Origin of the sequence: Micrococcus sp. R8502A1 (assembly GCF_006704135.1) — a bacterium.
GTDB lineage: Bacteria > Actinomycetota > Actinomycetes > Actinomycetales > Micrococcaceae > Micrococcus > Micrococcus luteus.
In genome coordinates this window covers 77,287-97,004 of the sequence record NZ_VIGS01000002.1, presented here as the reverse complement: position 1 = coordinate 97,004, position 19,718 = coordinate 77,287, and the positions used below count along the sequence as shown (strand labels likewise).

The window sequence follows — 19,718 nt, the reverse complement described above, 5'->3', positions numbered from 1 at the left end:
CCACGGTCTCCCCCGTCGGACGGACCCCACCGGAACCGTCCAACTCCATCCGGCGCATCCGCAGGCCGTCCACCCGGCCGTCGCCGTCCTCGTCCAGGAACTCCTCCGGGGCCTGCAGGAAATGCAGGTGCAGCCGACGCGAGGCGCTCTGCTGACGGTCCTCCTGCTCCATGAGCCAGTTCGTCAACGTGCCCACCATGGTGCGGACCTGATTGTTCTCCTCGATCGCCTTCTCCGAGGCCTCATCGAAGTCGAAGTCCTCCTCGTACAGCACGATGTCCACATCCCGGGAGTGCGCCAGCTCCCGCAGCTCCAGCGGGGTGAACTTCACCTGCGCCGGCCCGCGCCGACCGAACACGTGCACGTCCGTGACCGGGGAGGCGGCCAGGTCCCGGTACACGTTGTCCGGGATCTCGGTGGGCAACAGGTCCTCGGCATGCTTGGACAGGATCCGGGCCACATCCAGGGCCACGTTCCCGTTGCCGATCACCGCCACCTGCGTGGCCTCCAACGGCCAATGCCGCGGCACATCCGGGTGCCCGTCATACCAGGACGCGAAGTCCGCGCCACCGAACGAGCCGGCCAACTCCACCCCCGGCACGTCCAGGGCAGCGTCCCGCACCGCACCGGTGGAGAACACGATCGCGTCGTAATGCCGACGCAGATCCGCCAGGCTCAGGTCCGTGCCGTAGTCCACATTCCCCAGGAAACGGATGTCCCCGCGGTCCATGACCTTGTGCAGCGCGGTGACGATGCCCTTGATGCGCGGATGGTCCGGGGCCACCCCGTAGCGGATCAGGCCGAACGGGGCCGGGTACCGGTCGAACAGGTCGATGCTGACACGGAAGTCCCGTTCCTCCTTGGTCAGGATGTCCGCCGTGTACACCCCGGCGGGTCCGGCACCGATGATGGCGATGCGCAACGGGCGGTCAGGCCTCGAGGGGGTCAGGGTCATGCTCGTGCTCCTTCGGAGGTCGGGTTCAGGGTCAAGATCGGGGCAGGGACACCGGCTGCAGGCGCGCCGGTGGCGTAGGGGCTCAGGCGCACGACGTCGCCCACGACGATCACGGCGGGGTTCTCCACACCGACGGCGGCCGCCTGCGCGGCGATGGTCTCCACCGTGCCCACGGTGACCCGCTGGTCCGGCATCCAGCCGCGCTCGATGATCGCCACGGGCGTCGCGCCGTCGAGGCCGCGCTCCGTCAGTCGGCGCGCGGTGTCCGCGAGCCGGCGCACGCCCATCAGCAGGACGAGCGTGTGGTCGGCCCGGGTGGGCACTTCGGCCAGCTCTTCGTGGCCGGTCACCAGCGTGAAGCCGGTGGCGACGCCGCGATGGGTGACCGGGATCCCCGCGGCGGCGGGCACCGAGACGGCGCTCGTGACACCGGGGACCACCTCGACGTCGACGCCATGGGCGCGGCAGTGCGCTGCCTCCTCGCCGCCGCGGCCGAGCACGTACGGGTCGCCGCCCTTGAGCCGGACGACGAGGCGGCCGGCCCGGGCCTCCCGGACCAGGACGGCGTTGATCTCGTCCTGCGTGGCCAGGTGGTTCCCGGGGGCCTTGCCGACCTCGATCACGGGCACCGCCGGGTCCAGCTCGGCCAGGAGGGCGCGCGGGCCCAGCCGGTCGGCGACCACCACGTCGGCCTCCGCGAGCAGCTGTCGGCCGCGCACGGTGATGAGCCCGGAGTCGCCGGGGCCGCCGCCGACGAGGGCCACGCGGCCGGGCTCGGCGGACGCGCGCCGCCGGCGCAGCGGCAGCCGCCCCGTCGACAGGGCGAGGGTGATCGCATCCTTCAGGGCGCGGGCGCGGCGAGGGTCTCCCCCGGCGTTGACGGCCACGGTCACGTCCCCGGCCCGGACGACGGCGGGCGTCCAGGCGGCGGAGGACTCGGCATCGGAGGCGTCGACGCACCAGACGCGGCGGGCCTCGGCGTCGGAGGCCACGGCCCCGTCCACGGCCCGGTCGCCGGTGGCGGTCTGGGCGAACCAGACCCCGTCGAGGTCGGACGGGCGGTAGGGGCGGCGGTGCAGGGTGATCAGGCCGGCCGCCGCGAGCCGCTCCACCTCCTCCCCCGGCTCCGGGGCCACCACGGTGACGAGCGCGCCGGCGTCGAGGAGGGCGCCCATGCGGCGGCCGGCCACGCGCCCGCCGCCCACCATCAGGACGGGCCGGCCGAGCAGACGCAGGGAGGTGGGGTACAGATCGGACGCGGTCATCGCGTGCTCCCTTCCAGCAGCCCCCGGCGGCGCAGCATGCGCCGCTCGACGGGGCCGAATACGGCCAGTTCGACGAGGACGCCGACGGCCAGGATGGTCAGGACGGCGCAGAGGACGACGGCGAGGTCGGACGCGGCACGTCCCTCGTGGAGCAGGGTCCCGAGTCCCACGCCCATGGGCCCGCCGACGGCGATGATCTCGGCGGCCATGAGGCCTCGCCACGCGAAGGCCCAGCCCTGGCGCAGGCCGGAGACGAAGGCGGGCAGGGCGGCCGGGAGGACCACCAGCAGGGCGGTCTCGAGACGCGAGGCGCCCAGCACCCGGGCCGCGCGACGCAGCTGCGGCGGCACCTGGTCCGTGCCGGTGGTGAGGCCGGCGACCACGGCGGGGACGGCGCCGGTGAGCATCACGAAGTACGCGGTGGCGTCGCTGAGGCCGAACCACAGCACCGCGAGCGGCACCCAGGCCACGTTCGGCAGCACCATCAGGGCCGTGAGCAGCGGGCCGAACGCCCGCCGCAGGACGCTGACCTGTCCGAGCACCAGGCCCAGCCCGACGCCGACGACCACGGCGAGTGCGAAGCCGACGACGGCGCGGCCCACCGACGTCGCCACTGCCTGCTGGACGAGGCCCTGGGCCCACAGCGTCCCGAAGGCCCCGACGACGTCGCCGGGACCGGTGATCGGCTCACCGCGCGCACCGGCCAGCCACGCGAAGGCCTGCCAGATCGCCACGAGCAGGACGACGGCGGCCACCGGGAGCAGGACCCGGCTCCAGTCCCACCCGGCCAGACCCGTCCGACGGGTCGAGTCGACGGCCTGGAGCGCGTCGAGGCCGCTGTCGAGCTCGCGCAGCTCGTCGTCGGTGGCGGCCCCCGGCGCGCGGCCGGGGGCGTCGAGGGTGGGGGTGTCAGTGCGCATGGCGACGGATCTCCTGACCGAGTCGGGCGGTGATGGCGGCCGTGAGGGCGGCCGCGGCGGGCGCGTCGTGGCGGGCGGCCGCGGGCACGTCCCATTCGGCGACGACGCGACCCGGACGTGAGGACAGCAGCAGCACCCGCTGGCCGAGGCGGACGGCCTCGGCCACGTTGTGGGTGACGAACACGACCGTCCGACCGGTCTGCCGCCACACGCGCTCGAGCTCCCCATGCAGCAGGTCGCGGGTGATCGCGTCCAAGGCCGCGAACGGCTCGTCCATGAGCAGCAGGGGGCGGTCCTGGGCGAGGGCCCGGGCCAGGGCGACGCGCTGGCGCATGCCGCCGGAGAGCTGGTGGGGTCGCAGGTCGGCGGCGTCGTCGAGGTGGACGAGGCGCAGCAGCTCCCCGGCACGCTCCCGACGCTCCCCCGCGGCCACACCGGCGAAGCGGAGGGCGAGCTCGATGTTGCCGCGGGCGGTGAGCCACGGGAAGAGGGCGGCGTCCTGGAACATGAACGCGGCCCCCTCCCGGGGGGTCTTGACGACGCCCGCGGTGGGCGCCTCGAGCCGGGCGACGAGGTTCAGCAGGGTGGACTTGCCGCACCCGGACGCACCGAGCAGGCAGACGAACTCGCCCGGCTCGATCCGCACGGAGACGTCCTCCAGCACGGGCGTGGGCCCGCCGAAGCTCTTGCCCACGTCCTCCATCACCACCGTCATGACCGCTCCCGTCGCGCCGTCGTCATCCGGATCAGGCCTCGTCGCCGCCGCGCACCATGCCGGCGGCGAGCGTGGCCCCGTCGTGGGGGTCGATCACGAGGAACGCCCCGGTGCGCCGATGCACGGCGTAGGGCTCCACGGGCAGCGGCGCGGCCAGGTGCAGGCGCACCTGTCCGATGTCGTTGAGCCCGAGGGTCTCGGCCGGGTCGAGCCGCAGGGTGTCGAGGTCGAGCCGACCGGCCACCTCCTGGACGAGCGCCCGGACGACGGCGGTGCCGTGCTTGACGAGGACCTGCTGCCCGACGCGCAGCGGTGCGGCGGAGAGCCAGCACAGCGCGGCGGCCACCTCCGCGGTGGGGCGCGGGGCGGTGTCCGCGGCGGCGATCGTGTCCCCGCGGGCCACGTCCACCTCGTCGGCCAGGCGCAGGACCACCGACTGCGGGGAGGAGGCCTCCTCGAGGGATTCCCCGGCGGCGTCCACGCCCACCACGGTGGTGGTGCGCGCCGGCTGCCCCGGGGTGAGGACGGCGACGGCGTCCCCGGGCCGGACGGTGCCCGCGACCACCTGCCCGGCGTAGCCGCGGTAGTCGCGGAACACCTCGGGGTCGAGGCCGGGGGCCAGGGCGCCCTGGGGGCGCACCACGAGCTGCACCGGGAAGCGGAAGGAGGCGGCGGCGTCGTCCTCGGCGTCCGCCCCGGGCAGGGACTCGAGCAGCTCCATGAGCGTGGGGCCGGTGTACCAGTCCGTCCGCTCGGAGCGGGTGACCACGTTGTCGCCCTGCAGGGCGGACACCGGGACGCTCACCGCGTCGGAGAGGCCGAGCTCCCGGGCCACGCGCCGGACGTCCTCGGCGATCGCGGTGAAGACCTCCTCGGCGTAGTCCACGAGATCGATCTTGTTGACGGCGACGATCACGTGCGGCACCCGCAGCAGGGCCACCACGCTGAGGTGGCGCCGGGTCTGCTCCACCACGCCCTTGCGGGCGTCCACGAGCAGCACGACCGCATCGGCCGTCGAGGCGCCCGTGACGGTGTTCCGGGTGTACTGCACGTGCCCGGGGCAGTCGGCCAGCACGAAGGTGCGCCGGTCCGTGGCGAAGTACCGGTACGCGACGTCGATCGTGATCCCCTGCTCCCGCTCGGCGCGCAGGCCGTCGGTCAGCAGCGCCAGGTCCAGCCCGCCCTCGGCACCGCCGAAGCCGCGCTCGGCGGAGGTGCGGGCCACGGCCTCGAGCTGGTCGGCCAGGACGGCCTTGGAGTCGTGCAGGAGGCGGCCCACGAGGGTGGACTTGCCGTCGTCGACCGAGCCGGCCGTGGCCAGGCGGAACAGGGTCCCGGCGGGGGCGTGCCGGTCCAGCAGTGCGGTGCTCATCAGAAGTACCCGTCCTTCTTGCGATCTTCCATGGCCGCCTCGGAGATGCGGTCGTCGGCGCGGGTGGCCCCGCGTTCGGTCAGGGTGGAGGCGGCGACCTCGAGCACGACGTCCTCGACGGTGGCGGCCTCCGAGAGGACGGCGCCGGTGCAGGACATGTCGCCCACCGTGCGGTAGCGCACCGTCCGCGTGGTGACCTCCTCGCCCTCGGCCGGGCGGGAGTGCTCCCCCACGGCGCGCCACATGCCGTCGCGGCGGAAGACCTCCCGCTCGTGCGCGTAGTAGATGGAGGGCAGCTCGATGCCCTCGCGGGCGATGTACCGCCACACGTCCAGCTCGGTCCAGTTGCTGATGGGGAACGCGCGGACGTGCTGGCCGGGGGTGTGACGGCCGTTGTAGAGGTTCCACAGCTCGGGGCGCTGGTTGCGCGGGTCCCACTGGCCGAACGCGTCCCGCAGGCTGATGATCCGCTCCTTGGCCCGCGCCTTGTCCTCGTCACGGCGGCCTCCCCCGAAGACGGCGTCGAACCGGTTGGTCCGGATCGTGTCCAGCAGGGGGGTGGTCTGCAGGGTGTTGCGGGTGCCGTCGGCGCGCTCACGCAGCTCGCCGCGGTCGATGTACTCCTGCACGGAGCCCACCACGAGCCGCAGGCCGAGCCGCTCCACCGTGCGGTCGCGGAACTCGAGGACCTCGGGGAAGTTGTGGCCGGTGTCCACGTGGACCACCGGGAAGGGGATCCTCCCCGGCCAGAAGGCCTTCGCGGCCAGGTGGAGCATCACCACGGAGTCCTTGCCGCCCGAGAAGAGCATGGCGGGGCGCTCGAACTCGGCCACCACCTCGCGGATGATGTGGATCGCCTCGGCCTCCAGGGCGTCCTGGACGTCGGGCCCGGCGGGGCTCACGGTCCCCGGGTCGGGGGCATGGGTGAGGGTCATCGTGTCTCCTTGGTCTGTCTCGGGTGCGGCGCTCAGACGTGGATGCCGCACTCGGTCTTCGCGGTCCCGGCCCAGCGCCCGGCACGGGGGTCCTCCCCGGGGGCGACGGGGCGGGTGCAGGGGCGGCAGCCGATCGAGGGGTAGCCGTTCTGCAGGAGCAGGTTCACGGGCACGTCGTGGTCCGTGGCGTAGCCGACCAGGTCGTCGAAGCTCCACGGGGCGACGGGGTTGACCTTGACCATGCCGTGGGCCTCGTCCCAGCCCACCAGCGGGGTGTTCGTGCGCGTCGGCGCCTCGTCCCGGCGGACGCCGGTGAACCACAGGTCGTATCCGGCCAGCGCCCGGTTGAGGGGCTCGACCTTGCGCATCGCGCAGCACAGCCCCGGGTCGCGGGCGAACAGGTCCTTGCCGTGGCGCTCGTCCTGCTCGGCCACGGTCAGCTCCGGGAGCACGTCCACCACGGTGACGGCGAGGCGGCGGGCCACCTCGTCGCGCGTCGCGAGCGTCTCGGTGAAGTGGTAGCCGGTGTCCAGGAAGAGGACGTCCACGCCGGGCATCCGCTGCGCCACCAGGTGCGGCAGGACGGCGTCGGCCATGGAGCAGGCCACGGCCGCCCGGCGGAGGTCCACATGGCGGGCGGCCCAGTCGACCACCGCCTCGGCGGGGGCGTCCCAGCCGAGCTCGGCGGCGCCGGACTCCGCGAGCGCCTGCAGGCGCTCGAGGTCCTCGGTCGGACGGGTGGGGGGAACGGTGCTCATCGGAGGGCCTCCTCGTCGACTCGGTGCGCCCACCGGGCGAAGGTCTCGCCCGGCTCACGCTGCTCGTCGTACCGGCGGACGACGCGCTCGACGTAGTCGACCAGCCCGTCCGCGCGGACCTTCAAGCCGCGGACGCTGCGTCCGAGGCCGGCCTCGGCGCGGTCCACGGAGGCCAGCCCGCCGCCCAGGTGAACCTGGAAGCCGGGCGTCTGGCCGCCGTCGTCGTCCGGGAGCAGCTGGCCCTTCAGGCCGATGTCCGCGGTCTGGATGCGGGCGCAGGAGTTGGGGCAGCCGTTCACATGCAGGCTCAGCCGCTCGGGGAGGCGGTCGGCGAGGTCGGCCAGGCGCTCCTCGAGCTGGGCGATCGCGGCGGTGGCGGTGTCCTTCGTGTCCACGATGGCGAGCTTGCAGAACTCCAGGCCCGTGCAGGCGATGGTGGAGCGGCGGAATACGGACGGCTCCGGGTCCAGTCCCAGCTCCTTCAAGCCGGCCACGACGGCGTCCACCCGGTCCCGCTCCACGTCCAGCACCACGATCTTCTGGTGGGGGGTGGTGCGCAGCCGCGTGGAGCCGTGGGCCTCGAGCAGGTCCGCGAGGGCGGTGAGGGTGGTGCCGCTGGAGCGGCCGACGACGGGAGCGGCGCCGATGTAGAAGCGGCCGTCCTTCTGCTCGTGGACCCCCACGTGGTCGCCGGGACGGGTGGGCGGGGCCGGGGCGGGTCCGTCGGGCAGGGCGTAGCCGAGGTACTCCTCCTCCAGCACGGTGCGGAACCTCTCCGGCCCCCAGTCCTCGAGCAGGTACTTCATGCGGGCCTTGTTGCGCAGGCGCCGGTAGCCGTAGTCACGGAAGATGCTCACGACGGCGTGCCACACCTCGGGGGCGCGCTCGGCCGAGACGAAGGCACCGATCCGGTCGGCCAGGCGGGCCTTCGTGGACAGGCCGCCGCCGACCCACAGGTCGTAACCGGGGCCCAGCTCGGGGTGCACCACGCCGATCAGGGAGACGTCGTTGATCTCGTGGACCACGTCCTGGGAGGGGTGTCCGGTGATGGCGGTCTTGAACTTGCGGGGCAGGTTGGAGATCTCGAGGTCGCCGATCCAGCGGTCCGCGATCTCCCGGATCACGGGCGTGGGGTCGATGATCTCGTCCGCGGCGATCCCGGCCACCGGTGAGCCGAGGATCACGCGCGGCACGTCGCCGCAGGCCTCGGTGGTGGACAGGCCCACGGACTCCAGGCGCCGCCAGATCTCGGGGACGTCCTCGACGCGGATCCAGTGCAGCTGGACGTTCTGCCGGTCGGTGATGTCCGCGGTGTCACGGCCGAAGTCGGTGGAGATCCCGCCGATCACGCGCAGCTGCTCGGTGGTGAGGTCGCCGCCGTCGATGCGCACGCGCAGCATGAAGTAGCGGTCCTCGAGTTCGTGGGGCTCCAGGGTGGCGGTCTTGCCGCCGTCGATCCCCTGCCGACGCTGGGTGTACAGGCCCCACCAGCGGAAGCGGCCGTGCAGGTCGTCCGAGGGGATCGAGTCGAAGCCCTCGTGGGCGTAGACCTGCTCGATGCGCTCGCGGACGTTCAGGCCGTCGTCCTGCTGCTTGAACTCCTCGTTGTGGTTCAGGGGGGCGGTCCCGTCCACCTTCCACTGGCCGTGCGGCTTGGCGGAGGGACGGCGCGGAGTGCGCGCCGGCCTCGACGTCTCGTTCACCTGGGTCATGGCCGCCACGCTAGGAACCCGGCATGCCGGCCCCAAGATCGTCGACGCGGTTCGTCACGTTCCCGGGGCCGGGCCGCGGCGGGGACCCGGTCCGGCCCCGGTCGTGTGACGGACGGCTCAGCGGCCTCCGGCGGCTCCCCTCGGGGCCTCTACGAGGGCGGACCGCAGCCGGTCCAGGGCGATCCGCGCCACCAGCGGATGCGGCAGCAGGGGGTCGGTGACCGCGTCCGCGCCGGCCTCGCCGAGCCGGTCGTGGAAGTACCCGGGGGCCAGCAGGTGGGCGGCCACCACGGCGCGACGGCCGGCGGCGTGCACCCGGGCGACGGCGTCGGGCACACGGGGGGTCGCCGCCGCCCCGAACGCCGCGGTCACGGGCAGTCCCGTGGCCCGGGCCAGGGCCCCGGCCAGGGCGTGCACCTGGGCCTGGCCGTCCGCGGCGCGGGTGCCGGCCGCCGCCAGGATGACGTCCGATGTCGCGGCCTCACCGGCCGGCACCGCCCGGGCCACCCGCTCGGCCAGAACGGTCACCAGGCGCGGCTCGACGTCGTCCCCGGCCCCGGCCAGCGGTGCGGCGGCGATCGTGCCGGGTCGGGCGGCTGCGGCGTGGTGGATGTCGTGGTGGACGTGATGGCCCAGGGACAGCAGCAGCGGCACGATCACGGCCGGCTCCCCCGGGGGCAGGGCCGCCACGACCTCGTCGAGGGAGGGGCTCTGCACGTCCACGTAGGCCTCGTGGACCTGGGCGCCCGGCCCCTCGGCGGCCAGGAGGGCCGCCAGGTCGGCACGGAGGCCGTCGATCACGTCGCGGCCGGCCGCGTCGTGCGTGCCGTGGGCGCAGGCGATCACGTGCAGCACGGGCGCGCTCATGCCGAGCCCACCGCGTCGGCCCACACGTTCTGCGGCCCGCCGCTCACCGGCGGATCACCTTGTGCTGGGCGGCCTGGGCGACCGGCCGCATCACGATCTGATCCAGGTTCACGTGGTGGGGCAGCTCGACGGCGTGGACGCACACCTCGGCGACGTCCTCGGCGGTGAGCGGCTTCTCCACGCCCGCATACACGGCGTCCGCGGCGGACTGGTCGCCGCCCAGGCGGTTGCGGGAGAACTCCTCGGTGTGGACCATGCCCGGCAGCACCTCGATCACCCGCACGTTGTGCTCGGCCTCCTCCAGGCGCAGCGCGCCGGTGAGCCCGTGCTGGCCCATCTTCGCGGCGTTGTAGCCGGCGCCGCCCTCGTAGGCGGTGACGGCGGCGGTCGAGGTCAGGTTGAGCACGGTGCCCTCGCCGTGGGCGCGGAGCATGGGCAGGAACGCCTGGCACATCGTGAGGGTGCCGAGCACGTTGACGCGGTACATCCACTCCCAGTCGGCGCGGTCGCCGTCGCCCACCGCGTCCGTGCCGAGCGCGCCGCCGGCGATGTTGACGAGGGTGTCGGCGCCGCCGTCGGCCTCGACGCGCGAGGCCAGCGCGGCGACGGCGGCCTCGTCCGTGACGTCCAGGGCGGCGGGGACGACGTCGCCGCTCACGCCCTCGGCCCGGGCGTCGGCAGCGAGGGTCTCGAGGCGCTCGGCCCGGCGGCCGACGGCGTACACGCGCCAGCCGCGGCGGGCGAGCTCGAGGGCCGTGGCGCGGCCGATGCCGCTCGTGGCCCCCGTCACGACGGCGGCGCGGGCGGGGTTCTTCGCAGGTTCATGGGTGTGGCTCACGCCTCCGACCGTAGCCGAGCCGCGCCGTTCGGAGCACCGCCCGGGTCGCCTCCGCCAGGCCGACCGACTGAAAGGGCGGGACGTCCCGGGCGTCGTCGCAGGCCCGGCCCGCCGCCCCGGTCATGGGAGGATGGCGGGCATGGCTGAGAACCCGCAGGGCACAGACACGCCCATCGACGCATCGACCCCGTCCACCCCCGCCGCCGGCGCCGTGGCCGTGCCGGACAAGCCGGCCCTCGAGGGCCTCGAGGAGAAGCTGACCGCCCGCTGGGCCGACGAGCGCACCTACGCGTTCGACACACAGACCACCCGCGAGCAGGTCTACTCGATCGACACGCCCCCGCCGACCGCCTCCGGCTCGCTCCACGTGGGCCACGTCTTCTCCTACACGCAGACCGACGTGCTCGCCCGCTACCAGCGCATGAACGGCAAGAACGTGTTCTACCCGATGGGCTGGGACGACAACGGCCTGCCCACCGAGCGCCGTGTGCAGAACTACTACGGCGTCCGCTGCGACCCCGCCAAGCCGTACGTGGAGGGCTACCGCCCGCCGGAGAAGCCGGCGAAGAACCAGCGCGACTGGGACGTGATCTCCCGCAAGAACTTCATCGAGCTCTGCGAGGAGCTCGCCGTCGAGGACGAGAAGGTCTTCGAGGACCTCTTCACCCGCCTCGGCCTGTCCGTCGACTGGGACATGACCTACCGGACCATCGACGACGTCTCCCGCGCCGTCTCCCAGCGCGCCTTCCTGGCCGGCATCGCCTCGGGCGACGCCTACCTGGCCGAGGCCCCCACCATGTGGGACGTGACCTTCCGCACCGCCGTGGCCCAGGCCGAGCTCGAGGACCGCGAGGTCCCCGGCGCCTACCACCGCTACGCCTTCACCGCTGCGGACGGCGAGCAGGTCTTCATCGAGACCACCCGCCCCGAGCTGCTGGCCTCCTGCTCCGGCCTGGTCGCCCACCCGGACGACGAGCGCTACCAGCACCTGTTCGGCACGACCGTCACCTCCCCGCTGTACGGCGTCGAGGTCGAGGTCTTCCCGCACCCGCTGGCCAAGCCGGACAAGGGCTCCGGCATCGCCATGGTCTGCACCTTCGGCGACCTCAACGACGTCACCTGGTGGCGCGAGCTGCAGCTGCCGACCCGCACCCTGATCGGCCGTGACGGCCGCTTCGCCGCCGACACCCCCGAGTGGATCACCACGGACGCCGGCCGACAGGCCTATGCGGACACCGTGGCCGGCAAGACCATGTTCTCCGCCAAGCAGGGTGTGGTGGACGCCCTCACCGCGGCCGGCCTGCTGGACGGAGAGCCGAAGAAGATCATGCACGCCGTGAACTTCTACGAGAAGGGCGACAAGCCGCTCGAGGTCGTCACCTCCCGCCAGTGGTACATCCGCAACGGCGGCCGCGACGCCGACCGCCGCGCGGAGCTGATCGAGCGCGGCCGCGAGCTCTCCTGGCACCCGGAGCACATGCGCCACCGCTACGAGAACTGGGTCGAGGGCCTCAACGGTGACTGGCTCGTCTCCCGCCAGCGCTTCTTCGGGGTGCCGATCCCGGTCTGGTACCCGCTGGACGCGGAGGGTGAGCCCGACTATGAGAACCCGATCCTCCCGGCCGACGAGCAGCTCCCCGTGGACCCGGCCGCCGAGGCCGCCCCGGGCTACTCCGAGGACCAGCGCGACGTCCCCGGCGGCTTCACCGGCGACCCGGACGTCCTGGACACCTGGGCCACCTCCTCGCTGACCCCGCAGATCGTGGGCCGCTGGTCCCGTGACGAGGCGTTCTTCAACAACGTCTTCCCGTTCGATCTGCGCCCGCAGGGCCACGACATCATCCGCACCTGGCTGTTCTCCACCGTGGTGCGCGCCCACGCCCTCAACGGCTCCGTGCCGTGGACGGACACCGCGCTCTCCGGCTGGATCCTCGACCCGGACCGCAAGAAGATGTCCAAGTCCAAGGGCAACGTGGTGGTCCCGACCGACATCCTGGACCAGTTCGGCTCGGACGCCGTCCGCTACTGGGCCGCCTCGGCCCGCCTCGGCGCGGACACCGCCTACGAGGTGGCGCAGATGAAGATCGGCCGCCGCCTGGCCATCAAGCTGCTCAACGCCGCCAAGTTCGTGCTGAACCTGGGCGCCACGCAGGACGCCGTCATCCGCACGGCCGACGACGCCGCGGCCGTCACCAACCCGCTGGACGCCTCCCTGCTGGCGCGCCTCGCGGCCACCGTGGAGCAGGCGACCCGCGCGTTCGAGGCCTACGACTACGCACGCGCCCTCAACGTGACCGAGCAGTTCTTCTGGGCCTTCACGGACGACTACGTGGAGCTCGTGAAGGACCGCGCCTACGGCGGCCACGGCGAGGCCGAGCAGGCCTCTGTGGTGACCACGCTGGCCACCACCCTGGACGCCCTGCTGCGCCTGCTGGCCCCGTTCCAGCCGTTCGCCACCGAGGAGGTGTGGAGCTGGTGGCGCGCCGGCTCCGTGCACACCGCCGCGTGGCCGGGCGCCGCAGACGAGGTGGCGGCCCTGTCCTTCGCCGCCTCCGCCGGTGACGCCGAGGTCCTGCCCACCGTGGCGCAGGTCCTGGGCGGCGTCCGCAAGGCGAAGTCCGAGGCCAAGGTGAAGCAGCGCACCGAGGTGCGCTCCGCCGTGGTGACCGGGCCGGCCGCCTGGCTCGAGAAGCTGCGCGGCGGCCTGGCGGACCTCAAGGCGGCCGGCAACATCGCGGACCTGTCCCTCACGCAGGACGAGGCCGGCGAGTCCGCGCCCCTGACCGTCTCCGACGTGCAGCTCGCACCGGCCGAGGACGACTGATCCCCGCCGCGCGCTCCCTGCAGGTGTCTCGCGAGCGCACGCGGCACGACGACGGCCCCGTCGCCCATCACGGGCGGCGGGGCCTTCGTCTGCCCGTCATCCTCATCCCGCTGACCGTGCTCCTGGCCCTGCCGGCTGTGCTCTCCCGCCGCTGGTTCCAGTGGTCCGCCCCGCTGACGCTCGTCTTCTCCCTCGCGGCGGCGGTCGGCTCCGTGCTGACCGCGGCCACCGGTGAACAGCTCGCCGCGTCCGACGGCGAGGCCTCCGCCCTGCTGCGGCAGCATGCGCAGCTCGGTGAGACGACCCGCAGCCTGGCGATGCTCCTGTTCCTGCTCCTCCTCGTCTGGACCGCTCTGTCCTGGCACCGCTCCCCCGCCGCGCTGCGCCGCATCGGCGAGCGGATCCCCGCCCTCCACCTGGTGCTGGCGGTCCTGGTCCTGCTGGTCGGCGTGGCGGAGGTGGTCGTCGCGGTCCAGGCCGGCCACGCGGGAGCCCAGCTCGTCTGGCAGGGCGAGGGCCCCGGGACGCAGAGCGGAGGCGGGCTGGGCACCGGCGGCGGCCGCCCCTGAGTCCCTGACGTTCCCGCCCCCTGACGACACGGAACGGCCCCGACACCTCGAGGTGACGGGGCCGCCTCGGTCCGTCGCACACGTCGGACAGTCCGCCGTCGGATCGGAGTTCGTCGGGAGGCGGCAGCACTCCCGGGGTGTCGTGGTGCGCATCCCGGTCGTGCTCCTGCCGCATGTCGCAGTGCGGTCACGGCAGCAGGGGTGGACACTGAGAGGATGAGACCGACACCCGATCCCGCCCCGGCCGGCCGCCGCGCCTCCGACGCCTCCGCCCGGCGGATGTCCGCCGCCCTCGCCGCCATGGGCGTGCTCCACTTCGTCCGACCCGAACCCTTCGACGGGCTGATCCCGCCGTTCCTGCCCGGCTCGGCCCGCGCGTGGACCCACGGCTCCGGCGTGGCCGAGCTGGCCGTGGCGGGTCTGCTGGCCGTCCCGCGCACCCGGCGCGCGGGCGGACGCGCCGCGCAGGCGCTCTTCCTCGGCGTGTGGCCCGGCAATGCGTGGATGGCCTGGCAGTGGCGACGCCGGCCCTGGCCGGCGCAACTGGTCTCCCTCGGGCGGCTGCCCCTGCAGGTCCCCCTGATCCGCGCGGCCGGCAGAGTGGCGCGCAGCTGACCCCCGCCGCCCCGCACCCCGACGACGCCGGCCCCACACCTTCGCGCCGAAGGTGTGGGGCCGGTCTCGTGCGAGCCGGGGGCTCAGTCGAACTGCGGATCCGTGGTGCGGGCCCGCTTGATCTCGTAGAAGTACGGGAAGTCGGCCAGGGCGACGGCGCCGTCGAAGATGCGGCCCGCCTCCTCGCCGCGCGGGATGCGGGTCATCACGGGACCGAAGAAGGCCGTGCCGTTGAACGCCACGACGGGCGTGCCGACGTCGTTGCCCACGAGGTCCTCCGCCTCCTTCTGGCTGGCGCGCAGCTGCTCGTCGGCCACGTCGGTGCGGGCGGCGTCCAGGATGTCCGCGTCGTGGCCCAGCTCCTCGAGGGCCTCGGCCACCACGGCCTCGTAGTCCGTGCGGCCCTGCTCGTGGATGCGGGTGCCGACCGCGGTGTACCACGGGCCGAGCGCCTCGGCACCGTGCCGCTCGCGCACCTGCACGGCGGCGCGGGCCGGCAGCCAGGCCTTCTCGAGGCGGGCCAGGTAGCCGGGGTCCAGGTCGCGGCCCTCGTTCAGGACCGCGAGCGACATGATCTTGAAGACCACCCGCACGTCGCGCACCTTCTGGACCTCCAGGATCCACCGAGAGGTGATCCAGGCGAACGGGCACGTGGCGTCGAAGTAGAAGTCGACGGTGGGCTGCTGCGTGGTGTCGGTCATGCTGTGCTCCTTGCGGTCAGGGAGCCGTCTCGGCTCCGGTCGGTCCTGCTGGGCGACGGCGGTCAGGCGCTCCGGCCGCGTCGACGTCGTTCCACCTCGGCCGGGATGAGCGTGGGCTCGGCCTCGCCGCGCACCACGTCCCCGGAGATGACGACCGTGCCCACGTCCGAACGGGAGGGCAGCTCGAACATCACGGGCTTGAGGACGTTCTCCATGATGGAGCGCAGGCCGCGGGCGCCGGTGCCGCGGGCCTCGGCCTGGGCGACGACGGCGTCCAGGGCATCCTGCTCGAACTCGAGCTCCACGCCGTCCATAAGGAACATCTTCTGGTACTGCTTGAGCAGGGCGTTCTTCGGTTCGGTCAGCACCCGCACGAGCTGCTCGTGCGTGAGGTCCTCGACGGTGGTGATCACGGGCAGGCGGCCGATGAACTCGGGGATGAGGCCGAACTTCAGCAGGTCCTCCGGCCGCACGTCCGCGTAAGTGACGTCCCCCGCGCCCAGGTGGTTCAGGGGCGCGCCGAACCCGATGCCCTTGCGGCCGGCGCGGGAACCGATGATCTCGTCCAGGCCCGCGAACGCGCCCGCCACGATGAACAGCACGTTGGACGTGTCGATCTGCAGGAACTCCTGGTGGGGGTGCTTGCGTCCGCCCTGCGGCGGCACCGACGCCACCGTTCCCTCGAGGATCTTCAGCAGGGCCTGCTGCACGCCCTCGCCGGAGACGTCCCGGGTGATGGAGGGGTTCTCGGACTTCCGCGAGATCTTGTCGATCTCGTCGATGTAGATGATGCCCTGCTCGGCCTTCTTCACGTCGTAGTCCGCGGCCTGGATGAGCTTGAGGAGGATGTTCTCCACGTCCTCGCCCACATAGCCGGCCTCGGTGAGGCTCGTGGCGTCCGCGACCGTGAACGGGACGTTGATCCGCCGGGCGAGGGTCTGCGCGAGATACGTCTTGCCGGAGCCGGTGGGGCCGACCATGAGGATGTTCGACTTGCCGACCTCGACGTCCGCGAGGTCGTCCCGCTCGGTGAGGCGGTCGGCCAGGTCACCGCTCCGCGCCTGCGGCCCACGCACGCGCTTGTAGTGGTTGTACACGGCGACGGCGAGGGAACGCTTGGCCGCCTCCTGGCCGATCACGAAGCCCTCGAGGTGGTCGAAGATCTCCTGCGGGGTGGGCAGGACGGTCTCGTCCGCCTCCGCCGCCTCGCCGAGCTCCTCCTCGATGATCTCGTTGCACAGCTCGATGCACTCGTCGCAGATGTAAACACCCGGGCCGGCGATGAGCTTGCGCACCTGCTTCTGGCTCTTCCCGCAGAACGAGCATTTCAGCAGGTCAGCGCTCTCTCCGATACGCGCCATGGTGGTACTCCTCGAGGGCCGGGCGGAGACGTCCGCCCGCGCGGGCGGCGTCGCTGTCAGATTCCGTCCAGCATACGACCGTGGACGGACACGTTAAGGGACCGGGTCCCCGGTCGGCATCGAGGGGCCCGGCCGCGCGGCCGGGCCCCTCGACGGGCGCCGTCGGTCAGGCGGACGGGCGGGTGATCTTGCGGGAGGCGAGGACCTCGTCCACGAGGCCGTACTCGAGGGCCTGCTCGGCCGAGAGGAACTTGTCCCGGTCGATGTCCTGCGAGACCTCCTCGGGCGTGCGGTTGGTGAGGGAGGCCAGCGTCTCCTCCATCCACACGCGCATCCGGTTGATCTCCTGGGCGTGGATCTCCAGGTCGGTGGCGGTGCCGCGGTCGCCCTGCATCGCCGGCTGGTGGATCAGCACGCGCGCGTTGGGCAGCGCCAGGCGCTTGCCGGGGGCGCCCGCGGCCAGCAGCACGGCCGCGGCGGAGGCGGCCTGGCCCAGGCACACGGTCTGCACCTCGGGGCGGATGAACTGCATGGTGTCGTAGATCGCCGTCATGGCCGTGAACGAGCCGCCCGGCGAGTTGATGTACAGGGTGATGTCACGCTCGGAGTCCATCGCCTCGAGCACGAGCAGCTGGGCCATCACGTCGTCGGCCGACGCGTCGTCCACCTGCGCGCCGAGGAAGACGATGCGGTCCTCGAAGAGCTTGGCGTAGGGGTCCTGGCGCTTGAAGCCGTAGGGGGTGCGCTCCTCGAACTGCGGGAGGATGTAGCGCGCGTCCGGCGTGGGCAGGGAGGGCATCCCGGTGGGGAGCCCGGCGGGGAACTGGGTCATTCTTGGTCTCCTGGAGAGGGTCGGGACGGTCCGGGCCGGGCTCAGCCCCGGACGCCGCCGCCGCCGGTCACGGACGCGGCACGGTCGGCGATGTGGTCGATGAAGCCGTACTCGAGGGCCTCCTGCGCGGTGAACCACTTGTCACGCGCGTTGTCCTCGAGGATGGTCTCCACGGACTGGCCGGTCTGCTCGGCGGTCAGCTCCGCCATCACCTGCTTCATGTGCAGGATCAGCTGGGCCTGGATGCGGATGTCCGACTCGGTGCCGCCGATGCCGCCGGAGGGCTGGTGCATCAGCACGCGGGCGTGGGGGGTGGCGTAGCGCTTGCCCTTGGTGCCGGAGGCGAGCAGGAACTGGCCCATGGACGCCGCGAGGCCGGTGGCCACCGTCACGACGTCGTTGGGGATGTACTGCATGGTGTCGTAGATCGCCATGCCCGCGGTGACGGAGCCGCCCGGGGAGTTGATGTACAGGTAGATGTCCTTCTCCGTGTCCTCGGCCGAGAGCAGGAGCAGCTGGGAGCAGATCGCGTTGGCGTTGTCGTCACGGACGTCCTCGCCCAGCCAGACGATGCGCGACTTCAGCAGCTGGGTGTAGAGGAAATCCTCGCGCTGCGCCGGGTCCACCGAACGCATGCTGGGGGTGATGTCGGTCATCACTTCCGCCTTCCTGTCGAGATGTCCACGGGCCTCCCGAACGGCGGCCGCTCGCGCGGACGGACGGGTCCCTGATCGAGTCCGACACTAGCCGGGCGTCCGGGCCAGCGCGCGGGACGCCGTCGGCGTTTCGCTGTTGGCGCAGGTTGTCGCGGACCCCGCCCGGGGCCGCCCACCGGGGCCCCGGGACGACGACGGCGCCCCCACCGGCGTGGGCGGGGGCGCCGTCGTCGTGGCGCGGCGGGGGGTGCGCCCCCACCGGCCGGGATCAGGCCTGCTCGGCCGCCGCGGCGTCGTCGGCCTCGGTCGCCTCGGCCTCGGCGTCGAGGGCCTCCTGGCCGCCCGGGGTCACGAACGCCGTCAGGTCCACGGCCTTGCCGTCGGTGTCGGTGACCTCGGCGTACTCGAGGACCTTGGCCAGGGCCTTGCGGCGGCGGACCTCGCCCATGATCATCGGGATCTGCCCGCCCTGGTCGAGCATCATGGCGAACTGGTTCGGGTCCATGCCGTACTCGGAGGAGGTGGCGATGATGTACTCGATCAGCTCACCCTGGTCGACCGTGACCTCCTCGGCCTCGGCGACCTCGTCCAGGATGACCTCGTTGGCGAACGCCTCGCGGGTGTTCTGCTCGAGCTCGGCACGGTGCTCGGCGGTGTCGTGGTCGTCGCCCGCGGTGTGGCCGCCGGCGGAGAAGTGCTGCTCGACCTGCTCGGCGATGACGCCGTCCGGCACCGGGACCTCGACGAGCTTGGCCAGCTCCTCGAGGACCTTGTCGCGGGCCTCCACGCCCTGGCGGTTCACGGCCTCCTCGGCGGCCTGCTTCTTCAGGTCCTCCTTGAGCTCGGCGATGGTGTCGAACTCGGAGGCCAGCTGGGCGAACTCGTCGTCGGCCTCGGGGAGCTCGCGCTCCTTGACGGCCGTCAGCTCCAGCTTGACCACGGCGGTCTCGCCGTCGTGCTCGCCGCCGTTGAGCGTGGTCTCGAAGGTGGCGTCCTCACCGGCGGACAGGCCGTCGAGAGCCTCGTCGATGCCCTCGAGCATGGTGCCGGCACCCACCTGGTAGGACAGGCCCTCGGCCTGGTCGACCTGCTCACCGTCGACCGTGGCGGTCAGGTTCATCGTGACGAAGTCGTCCTGGGCGGCCGGGCGGTCCACGTCCTTGAGCGAGCCGAAGCGCGAGCGCAGGGCGTCGAGGGCCTTCTGCTCGTCCTCCTCGGTGGCCTGGGCGGGCTCCACCGTCACCTTGAGGCCCTTGTAGTCGGGCAGCTCGATGGTCGGGCGCACGTCGAACTCGGCGGTGAAGGCCACCGGGCCCTCGGCGTTCTCCGCGTCCGGGGTGGCGGTCACGTCGACCTCGGGGCGGGAGATCGGGGTGAGCTCGGCCTCGGCGATGGCGGCGGAGAACCAGGTGTTCAGGCCCTCGTTGACGGCCTGGTCCACGACGATCTCGCGGCCGAAGCGCTGCTCGATCAGGCGCGCCGGGATCTTGCCCTTGCGGAAGCCCGGGATCTGCACCTGGTTGGCGATGTCCTTGAACGCCTTGTCCAGGGCGGGCTTCACCTCCTCGAACGGCACCTCGACGGTCAGCTTGACGCGGGTCGGGCTGAGGTTCTCTGCGGTGGACTTGACCACGGATGACTCCTGTTGGTGGTGGTGGATGGTCTTGACGTCGAGTCGGGGTGACAGGATTTGAACCTGCGGCCTCACGCTCCCAAAGCGCGCGCTCTACCAAGCTGAGCTACACCCCGCCGTCGACCCCGACGCCGGCGGGCTCACGCGGTGGAGGCTCGCCGGGCACCCGAGGGACTGCCCGAGGGCAGAC

Annotated in this window: 18 protein-coding genes and 1 tRNA gene; 3 read left to right on the top strand and 16 right to left on the bottom strand. The window is 72.8% G+C overall.

Translation table 11 applies throughout. The features are described from left to right. From FLM69_RS01095 to FLM69_RS01050, 10 genes are all read right to left on the bottom strand, one after another. Positions 1-955 (bottom strand): FAD-dependent oxidoreductase (locus tag FLM69_RS01095; protein ID WP_141842728.1); only part of this gene is annotated, 955 nt, incomplete at its 3' end. Beyond that, positions 952-2,220, bottom strand: a complete 1,269-nt coding sequence (gene cobA / locus FLM69_RS01090) for a uroporphyrinogen-III C-methyltransferase (RefSeq protein WP_113914188.1) — start codon at positions 2,218-2,220, stop codon at positions 952-954. The genes FLM69_RS01095 and cobA, both read right to left, overlap by 4 nt. Then, entirely contained in the window at positions 2,217-3,140 is a 924-nt protein-coding gene (locus FLM69_RS01085; protein WP_041104780.1) for an ABC transporter permease, read from the bottom strand. Before FLM69_RS01085 ends, cobA begins: the two co-directional genes overlap by 4 nt. Beyond that, on the bottom strand, positions 3,130-3,855 hold the full coding sequence (locus FLM69_RS01080; protein ID WP_036316899.1) for an ABC transporter ATP-binding protein: 726 nt from the start codon (positions 3,853-3,855) through the stop codon (positions 3,130-3,132). Before FLM69_RS01080 ends, FLM69_RS01085 begins: the two co-directional genes overlap by 11 nt. Positions 3,856-3,886: 31 nt before the next feature. Further along, positions 3,887-5,227, bottom strand: coding sequence for a sulfate adenylyltransferase subunit 1 (locus FLM69_RS01075; protein ID WP_036316896.1), 1,341 nt, complete (start codon positions 5,225-5,227; stop codon positions 3,887-3,889). Next, positions 5,227-6,162, bottom strand: a complete 936-nt coding sequence (gene cysD / locus FLM69_RS01070; RefSeq protein ID WP_002855962.1) for a sulfate adenylyltransferase subunit CysD — start codon at positions 6,160-6,162, stop codon at positions 5,227-5,229. Before cysD ends, FLM69_RS01075 begins: the two co-directional genes overlap by 1 nt. Before the next feature lie 32 nt (positions 6,163-6,194). Beyond that, positions 6,195-6,920: a phosphoadenylyl-sulfate reductase gene (locus FLM69_RS01065; RefSeq protein WP_036316893.1), complete on the bottom strand. Its 726-nt coding sequence runs from the start codon at positions 6,918-6,920 to the stop codon at positions 6,195-6,197. Further along, on the bottom strand, positions 6,917-8,632 hold the full coding sequence (locus FLM69_RS01060; protein WP_036316987.1) for a nitrite/sulfite reductase: 1,716 nt from the start codon (positions 8,630-8,632) through the stop codon (positions 6,917-6,919). Before FLM69_RS01060 ends, FLM69_RS01065 begins: the two co-directional genes overlap by 4 nt. A 117-nt stretch (positions 8,633-8,749) precedes the next feature. Beyond that, on the bottom strand, positions 8,750-9,499 hold the full coding sequence (locus tag FLM69_RS01055) for a sirohydrochlorin chelatase (protein ID WP_036316890.1): 750 nt from the start codon (positions 9,497-9,499) through the stop codon (positions 8,750-8,752). A 43-nt stretch (positions 9,500-9,542) separates the two neighbouring features. Beyond that, positions 9,543-10,337, bottom strand: coding sequence for an SDR family oxidoreductase (locus FLM69_RS01050; protein WP_036316887.1), 795 nt, complete (start codon positions 10,335-10,337; stop codon positions 9,543-9,545). 139 nt (positions 10,338-10,476) lie between these two features. Here FLM69_RS01050 and valS point away from each other — a divergent pair, with 139 nt between their 5' ends. From valS to FLM69_RS01035, 3 genes are all read left to right on the top strand, one after another. Further along, the gene (valS, locus tag FLM69_RS01045) at positions 10,477-13,161 is read left to right on the top strand and encodes a valine--tRNA ligase (protein ID WP_141842726.1); all 2,685 of its coding nucleotides are present in this window, start codon (positions 10,477-10,479) and stop codon (positions 13,159-13,161) included. A gap of 23 nt (positions 13,162-13,184) precedes the next feature. Then, on the top strand, positions 13,185-13,730 hold the full coding sequence (locus FLM69_RS01040) for a hypothetical protein (protein WP_141842724.1): 546 nt from the start codon (positions 13,185-13,187) through the stop codon (positions 13,728-13,730). Positions 13,731-14,009: 279 nt separating this feature from the next. Next, the gene (locus tag FLM69_RS01035; protein WP_095346890.1) at positions 14,010-14,345 is read left to right on the top strand and encodes a hypothetical protein; all 336 of its coding nucleotides are present in this window, start codon (positions 14,010-14,012) and stop codon (positions 14,343-14,345) included. 83 nt (positions 14,346-14,428) lie between these two features. On the opposite strand, the gene FLM69_RS01030 is transcribed toward FLM69_RS01035, so the two are convergent. From FLM69_RS01030 to FLM69_RS01005, 6 genes are all read right to left on the bottom strand, one after another. After that, on the bottom strand, positions 14,429-15,046 hold the full coding sequence (locus tag FLM69_RS01030) for a DsbA family protein (RefSeq protein ID WP_044659096.1): 618 nt from the start codon (positions 15,044-15,046) through the stop codon (positions 14,429-14,431). A 62-nt stretch (positions 15,047-15,108) separates the two neighbouring features. Beyond that, the gene (gene clpX / locus FLM69_RS01025) at positions 15,109-16,407 is read right to left on the bottom strand and encodes an ATP-dependent Clp protease ATP-binding subunit ClpX (protein WP_036381152.1); all 1,299 of its coding nucleotides are present in this window, start codon (positions 16,405-16,407) and stop codon (positions 15,109-15,111) included. A 166-nt stretch (positions 16,408-16,573) separates the two neighbouring features. Next, positions 16,574-17,239, bottom strand: coding sequence for an ATP-dependent Clp protease proteolytic subunit (locus FLM69_RS01020; RefSeq protein ID WP_002855988.1), 666 nt, complete (start codon positions 17,237-17,239; stop codon positions 16,574-16,576). A gap of 41 nt (positions 17,240-17,280) precedes the next feature. After that, entirely contained in the window at positions 17,281-17,895 is a 615-nt protein-coding gene (locus FLM69_RS01015; RefSeq protein ID WP_152743804.1) for a ClpP family protease, read from the bottom strand. Between the two features lie 268 nt (positions 17,896-18,163). Next, on the bottom strand, positions 18,164-19,528 hold the full coding sequence (gene tig / locus FLM69_RS01010) for a trigger factor (protein WP_036381190.1): 1,365 nt from the start codon (positions 19,526-19,528) through the stop codon (positions 18,164-18,166). 42 nt (positions 19,529-19,570) lie between these two features. Then, positions 19,571-19,644, bottom strand: a tRNA-Pro gene (locus tag FLM69_RS01005). Between the last annotated feature and the right edge of the window lie 74 nt (positions 19,645-19,718).

Bases quoted from the DNA above. Each gene is read 5' to 3' on its own strand.
- cobA (WP_113914188.1), bottom strand. From the start codon at position 2,220: ATGACCGCGTCCGATCTGTACCCCACCTCCCTGCGTCTGCTCGGCCGG.
- FLM69_RS01085 (WP_041104780.1), bottom strand. From the start codon at position 3,140: ATGCGCACTGACACCCCCACCCTCGACGCCCCCGGCCGCGCGCCGGGG.
- FLM69_RS01080 (WP_036316899.1), bottom strand. From the start codon at position 3,855: ATGACGGTGGTGATGGAGGACGTGGGCAAGAGCTTCGGCGGGCCCACG.
- FLM69_RS01075 (WP_036316896.1), bottom strand. From the start codon at position 5,227: ATGAGCACCGCACTGCTGGACCGGCACGCCCCCGCCGGGACCCTGTTC.
- cysD (WP_002855962.1), bottom strand. From the start codon at position 6,162: ATGACCCTCACCCATGCCCCCGACCCGGGGACCGTGAGCCCCGCCGGG.
- FLM69_RS01065 (WP_036316893.1), bottom strand. From the start codon at position 6,920: ATGAGCACCGTTCCCCCCACCCGTCCGACCGAGGACCTCGAGCGCCTG.
- FLM69_RS01060 (WP_036316987.1), bottom strand. From the start codon at position 8,632: ATGACCCAGGTGAACGAGACGTCGAGGCCGGCGCGCACTCCGCGCCGT.
- FLM69_RS01055 (WP_036316890.1), bottom strand. From the start codon at position 9,499: ATGAGCGCGCCCGTGCTGCACGTGATCGCCTGCGCCCACGGCACGCAC.
- valS (WP_141842726.1), top strand. From the start codon at position 10,477: ATGGCTGAGAACCCGCAGGGCACAGACACGCCCATCGACGCATCGACC.
- FLM69_RS01035 (WP_095346890.1), top strand. From the start codon at position 14,010: ATGTCCGCCGCCCTCGCCGCCATGGGCGTGCTCCACTTCGTCCGACCC.
- FLM69_RS01030 (WP_044659096.1), bottom strand. From the start codon at position 15,046: ATGACCGACACCACGCAGCAGCCCACCGTCGACTTCTACTTCGACGCC.
- clpX (WP_036381152.1), bottom strand. From the start codon at position 16,407: ATGGCGCGTATCGGAGAGAGCGCTGACCTGCTGAAATGCTCGTTCTGC.
- FLM69_RS01020 (WP_002855988.1), bottom strand. From the start codon at position 17,239: ATGACCCAGTTCCCCGCCGGGCTCCCCACCGGGATGCCCTCCCTGCCC.
- FLM69_RS01015 (WP_152743804.1), bottom strand. From the start codon at position 17,895: ATGACCGACATCACCCCCAGCATGCGTTCGGTGGACCCGGCGCAGCGC.